The following is a 16081-nucleotide window of genomic DNA, read 5'->3' as shown; positions in this document are numbered from 1 at the left end:
CGTTGATGGCCATCTCAGCGGATCTCCTCAGGGGTCAGCGTCGCGCGCGCGGGGGCGCGGCGGCGCAGGCGGGCCACATCGTCAGGGCTCAGGCGGGCGCTGGCCGGGCTCACCAGGCGTCCGCGGTCGAGCACCAGGAACAGCACCACGACGCAGACGAGGTTGAGCGCGCCCATCGCGTAGCCGAAGGTCGCGCCGCGGCCGAGGCCGGCCTTGTCCAGCGCCAGCATCGCCGCCGAGATCACAGTCAGGTACACCAGCGCGATCGGCAGCATCACCTTCCAGCCCAGCGACATCAGCTGGTCGTAGCGGAAGCGCGGCAGCGTCCAGCGGATCCAGATGTAGAAGAAGACGAAGAAGATCACCTTCGCGGCGAACATCGCGAACGTGGCCACGCCCTTGGCCACGGTGTACGGGCCGGTCGAATCCCAATCCGTGAACGGGATGTCCCAGCCGCCGAAGAACAGCGTCACGAGCATCGCGCTGGTCGTGACCATATTGGCGTACTCGGAGATCGGGAACATCGAGAACTTCATCGCGCTGTATTCGCTGTGGTAGCCGGCGATGAGTTCCGACTCCGCCTCGGGCATATCGAAGGGCACGCGGTTGGTCTCCGCGAACGCCGACACGAGGAAGAGGAAGCCCGCCACCGTCAGCACCATCACGTTCCAGCCCATTCCCTGCTGCTGCGCGACGATGGCATTGAGCGAGACGTTGCCGCTGACCAGCAGCACGCAGATCACGGCCATCCCCATCGTGATCTCGTAGCTCACCATCTGCGCCGAGGCGCGGAGGCCGCCGAGCAGCGCGTACTTGTTGTTGGAGGCCCAGCCGGCGAGCACGATGCCATACACGCCGAGCGAGGCGATGCCGAGCGTGAACAGGAAGCCGATCGGCAGGTCCGCCACTACCTGGTCCACGGCGCCCCAGGGCGTCGGGATCGGCGCGCCGAAGGGAATCACCGCCCACGCGATCAGCGCGGGCACGAAGGCGATGGCTGGTGCCAGGATGAAGATCGGCTTGTTCACGCCGCCCGGCATCGTCTCTTCCTTCATAATGTTCTTCACGCCGTCGGCCAGCACCTGGAACAGGCCCCAGGGCCCGACGCGGTTGGGACCGTGACGGTCCTGGATCCACGCCGAGATCTTGCGCTCGGCCAGCGTCGTGTACGCCACGCCGACCATATAGAGCGTGAAGATGCCGAGCATCTTCAGGATGGTGAAGACGACGAAGGGCCAGAAGCCCAGGGGGAGCTGACTCTGGTCCATCAGGCCGCCCCTGTCGTGGCGCCGGCCACCGGCGCTCCCATCAGGCCCAGCGTCTCGTAGCTCAGGCCGGCGTAGGCCGGCTCGGCCGCCGCCAGCGCCGCAAAGACGCTGCCCGGCAGCAGGTGTTCGTTGGTCACGCCGATCGCGTTGTTGAGGTCGGCCAGGGCGAACCAGCTCGGCCGGGCGAGGCCCGGTGCGGCCTTGGCCTGCAGGAAGCGCTGCACGCGGCCGCGCAGGTTGGTGAAGGTGCCTTCTTCCTCGGCCGCGTTGGCGATCGGCAGCACCACCGACGGCGTCGGGATGTGCAGCGGCAGCGCCGTGCCGATCACGACGATGGCGCTGGCCTTGGCGGCCTTCGCCGCGTCCACGCCCTCGAGCTCCTCACCGGCCAGCACGAGCACGTCACCGTCCTTGAGGCCCGCGAGCACGTCTGCGTCCTGACGGACGAAGCCGAGCAGCTCGGCGCCCTGCACGTTGGGCGCGCGGTCAGCGCGCAGCGAGAGGTCGCTCACGCCCGGCAGCGGCGCCTCGGGGCCGGTGGCGCAACGGAACACGCCCTGCCCGCCCGTCTTCTTGACGAGCTGCTTCAGGAGGAACAGCGCCTCGTTGCTCAGCGTCGGGCTGGCGACGACGTACGCGCGCTTGCCGCTGAGCGCCTTGACGGCCTCGGCGTAGGCGATCTCCCAGTCCACCGGCGAGAGCACGTCGTGCAGCTTGATCTTCGGCGCCTCAATGCGGTCTGCGCGGTTGAACCCGCGGTAGCCGAGGCGACCTTCGTCGCAGAGGTAGAAGTGGTTCACCGCCTCGTTGGAGCGCGGCTTCATCCGGACGACGACGTTGTCGCGGGTCTCGAGGATGCTGTTGCAGCCCTGCGAGCAGCCCGTGCAGACGGAGGCCGTGCGGTCCAGCTCCCAGGCCCGTGCCTTGTTGAGGAAGTCCTTTGAGACCAGTGCACCGACCGGGCAGAGGTCGATCACGTTCGCTGCCCAGGGCTGCGTGAGGTCGGCGTCCGTCGCCTTGCCGATGACGGCGCGGTCCCCGCGCTCGGAGACGTTGAGCACCGGCTCCTGGTGCACGTCCTCCATAAAGCGGACGCAGCGCGTGCAGAGGATGCAGCGGTTGGTGACGTACAGGACGTCGCCGCCGAAGTCCTCGACCGGGTTGAAGCGCTTCGGCTCGTGGTATCGCGAGTCGGCGCGGCCTTCCTGGAAGGTGTAGTCCTGCAGCTCGCACTCCCCGGCCTGGTCGCAGATCGGGCAGTCGAGCGGATGGTTGATGAGCAGCAGCTCGAGCACGCCCTTGCGCGCCTCGAGCGCCTTCTCGGAGTACACGTGCACCACCTGCCCTTCCGCCACCGCCGTCGCGCAGGAGGGTGCCAGCTTCGGCATCTTCTCCACTTCGACGAGGCACATCCGGCAGACGCCGGCCACCGGCAGACCCGGGTGGTAGCAGTAATGCGGGACGAGCACGCCGGCGGCCTTGGCCGCTTCGAGAATGCTCGTGCCGGCCGGGACGCTGATCTGGCGCCCCTCGATCGTCAGGTTCACCGTCTGGCTCATCGGCCCGCCCCCACCGCGACGGTGGACGAGCGCTTGCCCTTGATCAGCGCCTCGAACTCGCCGCGGAAGCGATTGATGCCGCTGGTCACGGGAGCCGCGCAGGAATCCGACAGCACGCAGATCGTCTTGCCGGTCATATTCTCGGCCAGGTCGAAGATCGTGTCGAGATCCTCGAAGGTGCCGTTGCCGGCCACGATGCGCTCGAGGATCTTGGTCATCCACGCGGTGCCTTCGCGGCACTGCGTGCATTGGGCGCAGCTCTCGTGCGCGTAGAAGCGCGAGAGGCGGGCCAGCTGCAGCGGCATCGACTGCGCGTCGTCGAAGATGATCACGCCGCCGGAACCCAGCATCGTGCCGACTTCGAGGAAGCCCTCGTAGTCCATCTTCACCGACTCGGCTTCCTCGAGGTTGATCACCGGCACCGACGAACCGCCGGGGATGATCGCCTTGAACTTGCGTCCCGGCAGGGGGCCGCCGCAGAGGTCGTACAGGAACTCCTTGAACGGGAATCCCATCACGACTTCGTAGTTGCCCGGCTTGCTGACATTGCCGCAGACGGAGAACAGCTTGCTGCCGGTGCTCTTGGGCGACGACAGGCACATCGCCTTGTACCACTCGGCGCCGTTGTTGAGGATGTGCGGCACCGCGGCCAGCGTCTCGACGTTGTTGATCGTCGTCGGCATCCCGAACAGGCCGCTCACCGCCGGGAACGGCGGCTTGATGCGCGGATTGCCGCGCTTGCCTTCGAGCGAGTTCATCAGGGCGGTCTCTTCGCCGCAGATGTACGCGCCGGCGCCGCGATGCACCCAGACGTCGATCGTCTTACCGCTGCCCATCGCGTTCTTGCCGATGATGCCGGCGGCCCGCGCCTCGGCGAGCGCATCCTCGAGCCGCTTGATGGGTTCGGTGAACTCGCCGCGCACGTAGATGTAGGCCGTCTCGGCGCCGATGGCGTAGGCGCCGATGGCGCAGCCCTCGATCAGCGCGTGCGGCGTCCACCGCATAATCTCACGGTCCTTGAACGTGCCCGGCTCGGATTCGTCGGCGTTGCAGGCCAGATAATGCGGCTTGCCGTCGCCGAGCTTCATAAACGACCACTTGAGCCCGGTCGGGAATCCGGCGCCACCGCGACCGCGCAGGCCGGAATCCTTCACGACGTTCTGGATGGCGACCGGATCCATCCCCAAGGCCTGCTGCAGCGCCTTGTAGCCGCCGAACGACTTCCAGGTCTCGAGCTTGCGGGCCTCGGGGTTGCCGAAATGCTTGGAGAGGACCGGAGTCTCTCTGGGATGGCTCTTGTGCGGGTAACCCATTAGCGCGACCCGAGCGTGGACGGATGACGGATGACGGATGCGGACTGCATCACTTCAGGCCTCCGAGAATCTCCGGAACCTTCTCGGGCGTCACGTTTTCGACGTAATCCTCGTTGATCTGCACCGGCGTGGCGAAGCCGCAGGCGCCGAGGCACTCGACCTCGATGACCGTGTACTTGCCGTCGGGGCTCGTGAGGCCGAGCTCCTTGCAGCCGGTGTGCTCGAGGAAGGCCTCCACGACCTTGTCGGCGCCGGCGCAGAGGCAGGGCGACGTGGTGCAGACCTGGATGAAGTGCTGCCCCACCGGATGCTGGTGGTACATCGTGTAGAACGTCACGACGCCCTTCACGTACGCGGCGGTGCAGCCGAGCTGCTCGCCGATCTCGCGCATCGCGTCTTCGCTGATCCAGCCGCGCTCCTGCTGGATCATCCAGAGGCCCGGCAGCAGGCAGGCCCGCTTGTCCGGATAGCGCGTCATCAGGTCGTCGAGCTCCTTCTTGCGCGCCGAGCCCGGCGTGAAGACCGGCACGTACGGTTCGTGCGCGTGATGCCCGTGGGGGGCGGCGCTGGGCGCCGAAGGTCCGTGGCTCACCGGTCAATCTCTCCCATCACGATGTCGATCGAAGCGTTGATCGCGATGACGTCGGAGAGCAGGTGGCCCTCGACCATCTTCGGGATCGCCGACAGGTTCACGTAGCTGGGCGGGCGGATGCGCCAGCGCACCGGCTTGGCCGTGCCGTCGGACACGAAGTAGTAGCCCTTCTCGCCCTTGGGGCTCTCGATCGGCATATACACCTCGCCGATCGGCGGCCGCGGGCCTTCCATCACCAGCTTGAAGTGATGGATCATCGATTCCATCTGGCTCGTCGCCTTGGACTTCGGCGGCAGGATGACGCGCGGGTCATCCACGTCCACCGGGCCGTCCGGCAGGCGCTTGAGCGCCTGGTCGAGGATGCGCAGCGACTGCCGCAGCTCTTCCTGCCGCACGAGGAAGCGGTCGTACACGTCGCCGTTGGTGCCCACCGGCACGTCGAAATCGTAGGTCTCGTAGCCGAGGTACGGGAAGTCCTTGCGCACGTCGTAGGCCACGCCGCTGGCGCGCAGCATCGGCCCCGTCAGGCCGTAGTTCAGCGCCTCCTGCGGCGTCATCACGCCCAGGCCCACCGTGCGGCCCACCCAGATGGCGTTCTTGTTCAGCATCCGCTCGACCTGGTCGAGCGTCTTGGGGAAGGTGTCGATGAAGTGCCGCAACTGGTCCGTCCAGCCCTCCGGCACGTCGGCGATCATCCCGCCCACGCGCGCGCCGCTGGTCGTCAGGCGCGCACCGGTCCAGCGCTCGAGCAGGTTGTAGACGTTCTCGCGCTCCTGGAAGCTCCACAGGAACGGCGTGAACGCGCCGATGTCGATGCAGGTCGTGCCCAGCCACACTAGGTGCGAGATGATGCGCGACAGCTCCATCGCGATCACGCGCAGCACACGGCAGCGCTCGGTGATCTCGATGCCGAACAGCCGCTCCGCGCCCAAGGCGAACGCGACGTTGTTGCCCATCGAGTTGAGGTAGTCCTCGCGGTCGGTCCACGGGATGATCTGGTTGTACTGGCGGTACTCCCCGATCTTCTCGAAGCCGCAGTGCAGGTACCCGACGTGCGGGATGCAGCGGACGACGGTCTCGCCGTCGAGCTCGAGCACCAGGCGCAGCACCCCGTGCGTCGCCGGGTGCTGCGGCCCGATGTTGATGAGCATATGCTCGCCTTCGAACTCCGGTTCGACGGCGGCGTGCGGGGTCATCAGGCCCTCGGCGCCCAGCGGGATGCGCTGCGGCTTGCCGTCGGGACCCAGCCCCGTGGTGGAGAGCGCTACCTCGATGGTGCGCTTATCGGTCATCGTGGCCATTGGCGTCTATTCCCCAGTCTTCTCGCCGCCGCCGAGTCGCTGGCGCATATCACGCGGCAGGTCTTCGAAGGCATCGGCGATCGAGAGCTCTTCCATCGAGTAGCGCGCTTCGGGATTCGCCGCCAGCGCCTGCTTCAGCTGCTCGGAGCGCGAGAAGCGCCCGCGCATCGGGAAGTCCTTCCGCAGCGGATAGCCTTCCTTGTACTGCTCCCACATCAGGATGCGGCGCAGGTCCGGATGACCCTCGAAGCGGATGCCGAACATGTCGTAGCACTCGCGCTCCAACCAATCGGCGCCCTTCCACACCGGCCACACGCTCGGCACGGCCAACGGCGTCTTGCCGTCCTTGGGGAGCTCGGCCTTGAGGCGCAGGAAGCGGCGGAACTTCAGCGAGCGCAGGTGCCAGACAACCTCGATCGGGCGCACCGCATCGCGGTACTCGACGGCGGTCACGTCCACCAGCATCTCGTAGCTCTGGTCGGGATCGCCCTGCAGCCACGCGGCGACCTCGCCGACCTTGCTGCGCTCCACATACACGGTGGTGTCGCCCCAGACGACCTCGGCGCGGCCGATGGCCGTGCCGAAACGGGCGCGCAGCGCGTCCACGCTGGGGTTCATCGCGCCGCCGCGGTGCGGGATGTTCGTCGGCGTCGTCGGCTGGTCCCCGGGCGTGCCGGGGTGCACGATGGAGAACGTGGGGGCGGAGTGCTTGCTCACGGCGCCGACCGGGTCTGGTGCACCGAGTTGCCGAAGGGCTCGGACAGCTCGTCGATGCGGTCGGGCGGGATGTACAGCTGCGAGGTAGGGTCGACGATCAGCTCGTCGCGCAGCGCCGCGTTGCTCATCCGCTCCTGCATCACCTTCTTCTGCAGCATCATAATGCCGTAGATCAGGCCTTCCGGACGCGGCGGGCAGCCCGGCACGTACACGTCCACCGGGATGATCGTGTCGATGCCCTGCACCACGGCGTAGGAGTCGAACATTCCGCCCGAGGAGGCGCAGGCGCCCATCGAGATCACCCACTTGGGCTGGTGCATCTGTTGATAGATGCGGCGGATGACCGGCGCCAGCTTGAACGGCACGCGCCCAGCGCAGATCAGCACGTCGCTCTGGCGGGGCGAGAAGCTCATCCGCTCCATCCCGAAGCGCGCGAGGTCGAAGTGCGAGGCCGCCGTGGCCATAAACTCGATCGCGCAGCAGGCCGTCCCGAAGGGCATCGGCCACAGTGAGTTGGCCCGGCCCCAGTTCACGAGGAAGTCCAGGCGCGTGGTGATCCACCCTTCCTGGGCCTGCGGATTCCACGAGACGGCCGTGGACGGGTCAGGACGCGTCGTCAATCCCATTGCATCGCTCCCTTCTTCCATTCATAGATGAACCCGGCGACCAGCACGGTCAGGAAGACCAGCATCACGCCGAGGCCATAGAAGGTCACCTGCTCAGGCGCGCAGACGCCGTTCGCCAGCGGCACCTTGCAGGAGAGTTGCTGGTAGTAGGCCGCCCAGGGCACGAGCAGCACCGTCTCCACGTCGAAGACGATGAACAGCATCGCGACCATATAGAACTTCACCGAGAAGCGCTCGCGGGCGTCGCCGAGCACCGGCATACCCGACTCGTACGGCTCCTGCTTCACCGGCGTCGGCCGATGGCGGGTCAGGTAGTGCGAAATGCCCAGGATCAGCACCGCGTTGGCGGCGACGAATCCGAGCAAGAGCAGGACTGGAAGGTACGTCCGTTCCATACGGGGGGATGGGAGTCGGGCGCTATTCGTGAATTATTTCACGAGCCTAATACTTTCGGGTGGGAAGCTATCGGCGCGTTGTGCCGCTCGCAACTGCAACCGCAAGCGATGATTGCACTTGGAAGTGCAATCCCGAATGCACTCGTCGCGATTGAATTGCCCTAGGGCGTCGCGTGAACCTTTGCGAAGCACTCCGTGTAGCACCGCCAGCACCGACTCACACCTACTTCGAGGCCACGATGTCCTCTTCGATCCGCGTTCTTGTCCCTGCTCTTCTCGCGCTGGTTGCGATGCCGGCACTTGCCGCCGCGCAGGCTTGCCTCGGCTCGCCCAGCTTCGCGACCAACCACCTGCAGCTGGCGGGCTCGTTCATGTTCTCTAGCGACTTCGAGGAGCTAGGCGCGGGCTTTACCAGCGGGTCCAACTCGTATTTCGGCGGCCTGGGGATCAGTTCATACGCCTTTGACGGCAGCGACGCCAACGTCCGGCTCGGCGGCCGCCTTGGCTCGCAGGTGCCGGTGAGCGCGAGCGGGCGCGTGCAGGCCTGCCCCCTCCTGAGCGCCAGCTACGGGCTCACCACCAAGGACTACAACGGCACCGGTGGCGACCTTCACACCCAGAGCTACGGCCTCGGCCTCGCCATCGGCGGCGAGCTGATGCGCAGCAATCGCGTGGCGCTGGTGCCGTCCGTGTCCGCGACCGTGCTGCGCGACGTGTTCCGCGTGACCGGTGGTCTGGCGCCGACCGACGATCAGGACACCTACATCCTCGCGGGCGCGGCCGTCGGCATCGTGCTGAGCGATGCGCTGGCCATTCGGCCCGCCGTCGCGTTCCCGATCAACGCGGCCTTCGATGAACCCGTGTTCTCGATCGGACTTGTGCTCAACTACGGCGGACGGCGCTAGTACCGCGACATTCCAATGCCGCCTACCGGGGACTTCCTGGTGCGGGGCGAGGATCGATTGCGGAAACGCGGCAGGAGCAGGTCACGCCACACGTCGATTCGACACCGCGACGTTACGCCGGCGTGACGGCTCCTGCCGCGCGAAGTGACAGACGCGGGTGAGGCTGCTCGGGTTCGCGTTGGAACAGAACCCTTCAATCCCACCCGTGCAATGTTTGTCACCCGACGCCTGCGTGGCCTCGCCGCCACGCTTGCCGTGGCCGCCGGCCTGGCCGCCACCCCCGCCTTCGCCCAGGGAATCCTCACCGGCACGGTGATCGATGCCTCGAACGGCCTCACCGTGACTGGGGCCTCAGTGCGCATCGATGCGATCTCGCGTACCACGCTGACGGACCGGACGGGGCGCTTCCAGTTCATCGGCCTCCCCGCCGGCGAGCACGCGGTCTCGGTGCGCTACCTCGGCTATGCGCCGGTCACCGAGCAGGTGACGATTGCCGACGGTGGCCGCGCCACGCTCACGTTGCGCATCCAGCCGGCGACGACCACGTTGGGCGCCGTCGTCGTCACCGACACGCGGACCGGCCAGGCCGCGGCGCTTGCCCAGCAGCTCAACGCCCCGAACATCACCAACGTCATCGCAGCCGACCAGATCGGTCGCTTCCCGGACGCGAATATCGGGGATGCGCTCAAGCGCATCCCTGGTGTCACGGTGGCGCTCGACCAAGGTGAGGCTCGCTTCGGCTCCATCCGCGGCACTGAGCCGAGGTTTAACAGCGTGATGGTCAACGGCGAGCGCGTGCCAAGTGCCGAAGCCGAAGTGCGTGAGGTGCAGTTGGACCTGATTCCGGCCGATATGGTGCAGGCACTCGAGGTGAGCAAGACACTCACCCCTGATATGGACGCCGACGCCATCGGTGGCGCCGTGAACGTCGTGACGCGGGCGGCACCGTCCGGCTTCCGCCTGTCGACGCAGGTGGGCACGGGCCACAATGTCATCCGCATCAAGCCGGTGTACCTCGGCTCCGTCGTGGCCGGCAACCGCTTCTTCGATGATCGGCTCGGTGTGCTCGTGAGCGCATCGTACTACGACCAGAACTTCGGCTCCGACAACAAGGAGGGTACCTGGGACCGCACCGCAGGCGGTGTCGAATACATGAACGAGTTCGACGTGCGCCGCTACGATGTGCGCCGGACGCGCCGGTCCATCGGGACGTCCCTGGACTACCGCGTCTCGCCCACCAGTTCCGTGATGTACCGCGTGCTCTACAACAGCCGCGACGACTGGGAGAACCGCTTCCGCGCCCGCTACGTGCTCAGCGCGCCCGACGCCGGCGGCGAGCAGACGGCCGAAATCCGCCGGCAGACCAAGGGCGGCGGGCCTGGCGGACGCCTTCGCGACGCGCGTCTCGAGGATCAGCGGACGCAGGCGCACCAGTTCTCGGGCTCTCACCTGTTGCGGGACTTCGCCACCCTGGAATGGTCGAGCTCCATCGCCCGCGCGTCCGAAACACGCCCTGACGAGCGCTACATCGAATGGCGGCGCTCCGGCGTGGCCATCGCCTCGGACTACTCGGACCAGCAGAACCCGCAGTTCAATCCGGTCACGCCCTCGCAGCTCGCTCCCTCGGCCTTCACCTTCCGTCGCATCGAGGTCCTCGACAGCTATACGAAGGACGAGGATCTCAACGGCCGCCTTGACCTGACGCTGCCGTTCCGCAGCGGCAACTCGACGCTGAAGCTTGGGGGCCGCTACCGCGGCAAGGAGAAGCTCCGGAACAATTCGTTCGATCGCGCAGTGCCGTCGACCGCCTTCGGCAATATGACGGCCGTCGGATCAGCCGACTTCACGACCGCGCGGAACTATACCGGCGCGTACCGCTACGGCGTGTTCTCCACGCCGGAGTTCCTCTCGTCGCTTGACCTCTACAATCCGGCGAACTTCACATTTGAAGACCAGCCGGCGGAGTACGCCGCCGGCAACTTCTCCGCCACCGAGGCGATTACCGCCGGTTACGTCCAGCTGACGCAGCAGATCACCCCCCGGCTCTCGGCCATCGTCGGTGCGCGCTATGAGGGCACCTCAATCGACTACCGTGGGTTCGAGTACGACCTCGACACGGACGACGTCTCGCCCACCTCCGGCGACCAGTCCTACACGGACGTCCTGCCGAGCGTACACCTCCGCTGGGACGTGGATGCCCGCACCGTGGTGCGAGCCGCGTGGACGAACACGTTGGCGCGCCCGAACTACTTCGACCTCGTGCCGTACCGCGAGATCTCGCTCGACGACGACGAACTCGCCACCGGCAACCCGGACCTCAAGCGGACCCGGTCGATGAACCTCGACCTGATGGCCGAGCGCTACTTCGAGTCCGTCGGCCTCGTCTCGGCCGGTGTGTTCTACAAGGACATCACCGACTTCATCTTCAACTTCACGCAGTTCAACGCACTCGATCCGGTCACGGGAAACACGTTCTCGCGCATCTCAAGCCCCGAGAACGGCGCCTCGGCCTCGCTGCTCGGCTTTGAAGTGGCCGTCCAGCGCCAGCTCGATATGCTACCCGGCGCGCTGAAGTGGATCGGCCTGTACGCCAACTACACGTTCAACGATTCGAAGGTCGAGGGGCTGACCGTCTCGGGCCGCGACATCTCGGGGCTTCCCCTGCTGGGCACCGCCCAGCACAGCGGCAACTTCTCCATCTCCTATGATCCGCCGAAGGGCTCGGTGCGCCTCGCGTTCAACTACCAGAGCGAGTCGCTCGATGCCGGCGAGGGCGGTTACAATGAAGAGGCCTTCTACGACCGGTGGGCCGACCGCCGCCTCGACGTCGACCTGAGCGCTAACTGGATGGTGGCGCCGAACACCCGCTTCTTCCTGGAAGCCAACAACCTGACGAACCGCCCCCTACGCTTCTATCAGGGGGCGCGCGGACGGCTGATGCAAGACGAGTTCTACGGCTACCGCCTGCAGACGGGCGTGAAGTTCGACTTCTGATGCGCACAGCCATCCTGAGTGTGGCTGTTGCGGCCCTGTTCGCCGGTGCCTGTGCGCCGGCGGCAGGGTCGTCGGCGCTTCCGCCCTCGCTCTGCGGTCTAGCGGAGCAGCCGGCGGATGCCCCCGCCACAGCAATACTGCTCGTGGAGATTCCCCGTGGCGGGCGTGAGAAGCTCGAGTTCGACGCCGTCACGCGGCAGATGCAGGTCGATCGCGTCCTGCCGGATTCGCTGGCCTATCCGGCAGCTTACGGCGCATTCCCCTGCAGCCTCGCCGGAGACGCCGACCCGCTCGACGCCCTGCTGTTCGGCGATTCCACGGCCCAAAGCGGGGACCGCGTGCTCGTGCGACCCGTCGGCGTCCTTCGGATGACGGACGCGGGCCAGCAAGACGACAAGATCATCGTCGTGCCGGTCGCCTCGACGCTCGATTCCGTCCCCGCGCTGTTCCGCGCGCGCGTCGAGGCCTTCTTTCAAGCGTACAAGGGACCCGCCTCACGAGTGCAGCTCCACGGCTGGGAGGACGGCGACGAGGCACGGGACATTCTCGCCACGGCGCTGCGCAGCGCCCGCGCCCTCAGCGTCGGCGGCGATAGCGTCGCAATCGTGGCTGAAGCCTGGGTCGGGCCGATCGACACCCTCGACAACGTGGATGGGCCCGCCATCTGGTTCTCCGACGATGGCCCCCGGATCATCGCGTCCGCCAAGGCGACCGACGTCCTCATCGTCTACGATGCGGTCACCGGCGCTCCCATCCGGCGCGTCGGCGGACCCGGCGCCGGCCGCGGGCAGTTGGCGCGTCCCAACGGCGTGCTCGTGCTTGGCGATTCGCTGCTGCTGGTCGTCGAGCGTGACAATCACCGCGTGCAGGGCTTCGCGCTGCCGTCCTTTGCCAGCCTCGGCTCCTTCGGTGGCACAGACCTCACGTTGCCCTACGGTCTCGCCGCGTATGCACCGCGAGCGGGCGTCTACCGAGTGTACGTGACAGACAACTACGAGGAACCCGAGGACGAGGTCCCGCCGCTCTCGCGTCTCGACCGACGCGTGCGCGTCTACGACATTGCGACGCGCGGGGGTGCCCTTACCGCCACCCTCGTCAACACGTTCGGTGACACCACCGACGCAGGCGCGATCAGGATCGCCGAGAGCATCCACCTCGACCCGGCCAACGACCGGGTGATGATTGCCGAGGAGGACGAGCGGCGGACGGAGGTGAAGGAGTACACGCTCGACGGCCGCTTCACCGGGCGGACCTTCGGCCGCGGCCTCCTGGCCCAGCAAGCCGAGGGCATCGCGCTGTGGACCTGCGGCCAGCGCGACGGCTATTGGATCGTGACCGACCAAGGGCCGCTGGTGAACACCTTCTGGCTCTTCGATCGTCAGACCTTGCAGCCCGTCGGGGCGTTCCGCGGCCGCGTGACGAACACCACCGACGGCGTCGCGTTGACGCAGCGTGCGGTCGGGCCATATGAGGCCGGGATGTTCTTCGCCGCGCACTTCGACGCGACGATCTCCGCATTCAGTTGGCGTGGCGTCGCGGAGGCCGTCGGAGTCTCGGCGCGCTGCGGCGACGCGGGGTAGCGCGCCTCAACGCGGGCGTCTCGCGTAACGGATGAACAGTTGCGGCAGGTCGGCCTCGGCTTCCGACGTGGTGACGTAGCCGCCGCCGTCCAGCCAGAAGCCGATCGCCTCACCCTGCTTTTCTGGCGTGTACGGCTGGCGGCGCGGCGGGCGCATCAGCGTGACCCTCAGGGACTCCTGACCGTGACGCCGCCAGTGATACACCGCGTCGTAGGTCTTCACCAACAGCTCCGACCCGTCGGGCGAGACATCGCCGCCCACGACCATCCGCATTCCGAGCTCGCCGGGAATCCGTTCCAGCGTGTGCAGCACGCCCGCGCGCTGCGGCGCGGCGTAGCGGTAGACCCGCACCCGATCCTCGCGCTTGGAGATGATGAACCAATCTCCGGTGAGGGGGTCCGCCAGCAGCGTTTCGGCGTCGCGCGCACCGTCCGGGAATCGCATCGGGTAGACCCCGAGCGGCCGCACGGCGGTGTCCGCGCGCGTCGCGGGCTCGCGCAGCGCAATCACGAAGATGGTGTCGTGCTCGGCGCGGTTGTCGCCGATCTCGGCGACGAGGATGGTGTCGCCGAGCCGCGCGATGTCTTCCCAGTCGCGGTTGCGCACGCCCTCGATGCGCAATGTCATCTGCGCCGCACCCGTGGAGTCCACGAGCACGAGCTCGGGGTCATTGCCGGAATCGTTATGCACCCAGTAGTGCCCGGGGTGCCGTTGCGAGGCCACGAGTCCCGACGCCTCGTCCAGGTTGGCCCCGCGCAACTCGCCCGCGATGACACCGACCGAGAACTCTGCATCGCCTGCGATGCGCACGCAGCTGCCACAGAGGACGGCAGCCCCGAGGATGGTGGCGGCGCGGCGCAGCCTCACGGGCGGCCTCGCAGCAACTCGGCTGGCGCCATCAAGGAGCGCAGGCGGTCCCAGTCGCGCGGCTGGCCGGCCGGGCCGGAGATGGAGGCGTAGAGTGCGTCGATGATGGCGTCGATTGACGCAACATCGGCGGCAGCGGCGACCGGCGCACTGGGCGCGGAAGGCGCGGCAGACTGACCCGCGACCCTGAGGACCGGCGACAGACTCAACGCAAGGAGGGCAACTAGGCGTGGCACTTTCATAGACCGGAATAATACTGAGAGCCTTGAGCACCGTGTGATGCGAGCAGCGTCACAAAAATGTGACCGGCCAGCTCTGGCCGCTCGCGGGCTCGCGCGTGACGTTGGCAGCGCCTGACGAGTAGAATTCCGTATCATCTCAGCGAGGCCTCCGTGACGATTGCCCAGGTGCTCCTTCCGTTCGTCCTTGGCCTCTTCTTCGGGCCGTCCGTCTCTCCACCGTCCGTCTCACCGGGTACTGCTTCACCGGCAGTGCATCTCTCGCCGGCGCAGGCACACGTCGTAAGACACCTGAACGGCGCCCTGAGGTCCCTCTCGCAGCGCGAGCTCAGCTCGCTGACCGCGAGCCAGCGCGCGAATCGCGCCGCGGCCATCGCGCTGCTCGAGGCCTACCGCGACGCCGGCAAGTACCCGCAGAATCGCGACTTCGCAGGTGAGTACGTCTCGTACTTCGTCGATCCAGTGACCGACGCCCACTGTGCCGTGGGCCACCTGATGGCGCAGACGGGCCACCAAGCGCTGGTCCGCCGCATCGCGGCGGATGACAACCACGTGCGAGTGCTCGACCTCGCGGACGATCCCGAAGTCGCTGCGTGGCTCGATGAGTACGGCATCACGCTCGACGAGGCGGCGGGCATTCAGCCGGCGTACGAATGGGAACCGGGACCCGGCGGGGGAATCTACGAGCCGATGAACGACAACCCGCTGACCAACGAGACGGCCCTCAAGGCCACCGCTGGCGTCTCGCTTGGCCTCTTCGCCCTGCAGCGCTTCACGCCCTTCGGCCGCAAGGCGGCGGCGCTCCCGGCGATGAACATCGTGCTCGGATTCGTCGGGATGGGCCTCGCCGCCGCCGCCCCGGGCTCCGAACCCGCCGCGTGGCGCGGCGCGGCGCTCGCGACCTCAGCGGCCGCCTTCGTCTCGGGCATCTCCGGCGTGCAGGGAAACTCCACCTCGCGGTTGCAGGTCTCCGTGCAGCCCGGCTGGGACGCGCGGCAGGTGCAGGCACGCGTGCGCTGGAGGTTCTAGCAGGTTCCGGACCGCGGTTCCCGAGGGCAGATTTCCGGTCGGCAGCGGCAGACCACCCTCACCGAGAACCGTACGTGTCCATCAAGAACGACCGCTGGATCATCGAGCAGGCCAAGAACGGGATGATCGAGCCCTTCGAGAGCTCACAGATGCGCGCCGGCGTCGTCTCGTACGGCGTCTCGGCCTACGGCTACGATATGCGCGTGGCCCCCGAGTACCGCATCTTCACCAACGTGCTCAACAGCATCGTGGACCCCAAGCACTTCGACCCGAAGAGCTTCGTGGAGTACGAGGGCGACGTCTGCATCGTGCCACCGAACTCCTTCGCCCTGGCACGCTCCGTGGAGTACTTCCGGATTCCGCGCAACGTGATGACCATCACGGTTGGCAAGAGCACCTACGCGCGCTGCGGCATCATCACCAACGTCACGCCCTTCGAGCCGGAATGGGAAGGCTACGTGACGCTGGAGATTTCCAACACGACGCCGTTGCCCGCCAAGATCTATTCCAACGAAGGCATCGCCCAGGTGCTGTTCTTCGAGGGCGACGAACCGCCGCTCGTGAGCTACAAGGACAAGAAGGGCAAGTACCAGGGGCAGGTCGGCGTCACCTTGCCCAAGATCTAGCTCGCGCTCGCCCCGCCGGCGCGCCCGCAGGGGCGTGCCGGCCCATTCACGATATCAGCAGCCGAGGCGA

15 protein-coding genes are annotated in these 16081 nt (G+C 67.0%); 5 read left to right on the top strand and 10 right to left on the bottom strand.

What is annotated here, in order from left to right:
- Positions 1-14: 14 nt before the first annotated feature.
- The 8 genes from nuoH to ndhC all read right to left on the bottom strand — a co-directional run bounded on the left by nuoH (position 15) and on the right by ndhC (position 7771).
- Positions 15-1268, bottom strand: coding sequence for an NADH-quinone oxidoreductase subunit NuoH (gene nuoH, locus KF689_06560; protein MBX3133033.1), 1254 nt, complete (start codon positions 1266-1268; stop codon positions 15-17).
- Positions 1268-2827: a (2Fe-2S)-binding protein gene (locus tag KF689_06555; protein MBX3133032.1), complete on the bottom strand. Its 1560-nt coding sequence runs from the start codon at positions 2825-2827 to the stop codon at positions 1268-1270. Before KF689_06555 ends, nuoH begins: the two co-directional genes overlap by 1 nt.
- The gene (gene nuoF, locus KF689_06550) at positions 2824-4140 is read right to left on the bottom strand and encodes an NADH-quinone oxidoreductase subunit NuoF (protein ID MBX3133031.1); all 1317 of its coding nucleotides are present in this window, start codon (positions 4138-4140) and stop codon (positions 2824-2826) included. Before nuoF ends, KF689_06555 begins: the two co-directional genes overlap by 4 nt.
- A gap of 49 nt (positions 4141-4189) precedes the next feature.
- Positions 4190-4732, bottom strand: a complete 543-nt coding sequence (locus tag KF689_06545; GenBank protein MBX3133030.1) for an NAD(P)H-dependent oxidoreductase subunit E — start codon at positions 4730-4732, stop codon at positions 4190-4192.
- Complete coding sequence (gene nuoD / locus KF689_06540) at positions 4729-5928, bottom strand: NADH dehydrogenase (quinone) subunit D (GenBank protein ID MBX3133029.1); 1200 nt, start codon at positions 5926-5928, stop codon at positions 4729-4731. The genes KF689_06545 and nuoD overlap by 4 nt, the downstream gene beginning before the upstream one ends.
- A gap of 111 nt (positions 5929-6039) precedes the next feature.
- Positions 6040-6750 carry an NADH-quinone oxidoreductase subunit C gene (locus KF689_06535; GenBank protein ID MBX3133028.1) on the bottom strand — a complete coding sequence of 237 codons (711 nt, stop codon included), beginning with the start codon at positions 6748-6750 and terminating at the stop codon, positions 6040-6042.
- Positions 6747-7376, bottom strand: coding sequence for an NADH-quinone oxidoreductase subunit B (locus tag KF689_06530; protein ID MBX3133027.1), 630 nt, complete (start codon positions 7374-7376; stop codon positions 6747-6749). Before KF689_06530 ends, KF689_06535 begins: the two co-directional genes overlap by 4 nt.
- Positions 7367-7771, bottom strand: coding sequence for an NADH-quinone oxidoreductase subunit A (ndhC, locus tag KF689_06525; GenBank protein MBX3133026.1), 405 nt, complete (start codon positions 7769-7771; stop codon positions 7367-7369). Before ndhC ends, KF689_06530 begins: the two co-directional genes overlap by 10 nt.
- A gap of 239 nt (positions 7772-8010) precedes the next feature.
- Between ndhC and KF689_06520 the strand changes: the two genes are divergently transcribed.
- From KF689_06520 to KF689_06510, 3 genes are all read left to right on the top strand, one after another.
- Positions 8011-8676, top strand: coding sequence for a hypothetical protein (locus KF689_06520; protein MBX3133025.1), 666 nt, complete (start codon positions 8011-8013; stop codon positions 8674-8676).
- 210 nt (positions 8677-8886) lie between these two features.
- Positions 8887-11670 (top strand): TonB-dependent receptor, encoded by a 2784-nt coding sequence (locus KF689_06515; GenBank protein ID MBX3133024.1) that lies wholly within the window; start codon positions 8887-8889, stop codon positions 11668-11670.
- Positions 11670-13250 (top strand): inorganic diphosphatase, encoded by a 1581-nt coding sequence (locus KF689_06510; protein ID MBX3133023.1) that lies wholly within the window; start codon positions 11670-11672, stop codon positions 13248-13250. The genes KF689_06515 and KF689_06510 overlap by 1 nt, the downstream gene beginning before the upstream one ends.
- A 6-nt stretch (positions 13251-13256) precedes the next feature.
- Here the strand turns inward: KF689_06510 and KF689_06505 are convergent, their stop codons facing one another.
- Positions 13257-14117: a hypothetical protein gene (locus tag KF689_06505; GenBank protein ID MBX3133022.1), complete on the bottom strand. Its 861-nt coding sequence runs from the start codon at positions 14115-14117 to the stop codon at positions 13257-13259.
- The gene (locus KF689_06500) at positions 14114-14359 is read right to left on the bottom strand and encodes a hypothetical protein (protein ID MBX3133021.1); all 246 of its coding nucleotides are present in this window, start codon (positions 14357-14359) and stop codon (positions 14114-14116) included. Before KF689_06500 ends, KF689_06505 begins: the two co-directional genes overlap by 4 nt.
- Positions 14360-14608: 249 nt before the next feature.
- Between KF689_06500 and KF689_06495 the strand changes: the two genes are divergently transcribed.
- Positions 14609-15385 (top strand): hypothetical protein, encoded by a 777-nt coding sequence (locus KF689_06495; GenBank protein MBX3133020.1) that lies wholly within the window; start codon positions 14609-14611, stop codon positions 15383-15385.
- Positions 15386-15459: 74 nt separating this feature from the next.
- Positions 15460-16011 (top strand): dCTP deaminase, encoded by a 552-nt coding sequence (locus tag KF689_06490; GenBank protein MBX3133019.1) that lies wholly within the window; start codon positions 15460-15462, stop codon positions 16009-16011.
- The last annotated feature ends 70 nt before the right edge of the window (positions 16012-16081 follow it).

Source organism: Gemmatimonadaceae bacterium, from assembly GCA_019637355.1.
Taxonomy (GTDB): Bacteria; Gemmatimonadota; Gemmatimonadetes; order Gemmatimonadales; family Gemmatimonadaceae; genus Pseudogemmatithrix.
Note: the sequence above shows the minus strand (reverse complement) of the source record. Positions and strands in the feature narration are given on the sequence as shown.

Excerpts from the sequence above, each read along its gene's own strand:
- KF689_06520 (MBX3133025.1), top strand. The coding sequence starts at position 8,011 with ATGTCCTCTTCGATCCGCGTTCTTGTCCCTGCTCTTCTCGCGCTGGTT.
- nuoH (MBX3133033.1), bottom strand. The coding sequence starts at position 1,268 with ATGGACCAGAGTCAGCTCCCCCTGGGCTTCTGGCCCTTCGTCGTCTTC.
- KF689_06515 (MBX3133024.1), top strand. The coding sequence starts at position 8,887 with ATGTTTGTCACCCGACGCCTGCGTGGCCTCGCCGCCACGCTTGCCGTG.
- nuoF (MBX3133031.1), bottom strand. The coding sequence starts at position 4,140 with ATGGGTTACCCGCACAAGAGCCATCCCAGAGAGACTCCGGTCCTCTCC.
- ndhC (MBX3133026.1), bottom strand. The coding sequence starts at position 7,771 with ATGGAACGGACGTACCTTCCAGTCCTGCTCTTGCTCGGATTCGTCGCC.
- nuoD (MBX3133029.1), bottom strand. The coding sequence starts at position 5,928 with ATGACCCCGCACGCCGCCGTCGAACCGGAGTTCGAAGGCGAGCATATG.
- KF689_06530 (MBX3133027.1), bottom strand. The coding sequence starts at position 7,376 with ATGGGATTGACGACGCGTCCTGACCCGTCCACGGCCGTCTCGTGGAAT.
- KF689_06510 (MBX3133023.1), top strand. The coding sequence starts at position 11,670 with ATGCGCACAGCCATCCTGAGTGTGGCTGTTGCGGCCCTGTTCGCCGGT.
- KF689_06555 (MBX3133032.1), bottom strand. The coding sequence starts at position 2,827 with ATGAGCCAGACGGTGAACCTGACGATCGAGGGGCGCCAGATCAGCGTC.
- KF689_06500 (MBX3133021.1), bottom strand. The coding sequence starts at position 14,359 with ATGAAAGTGCCACGCCTAGTTGCCCTCCTTGCGTTGAGTCTGTCGCCG.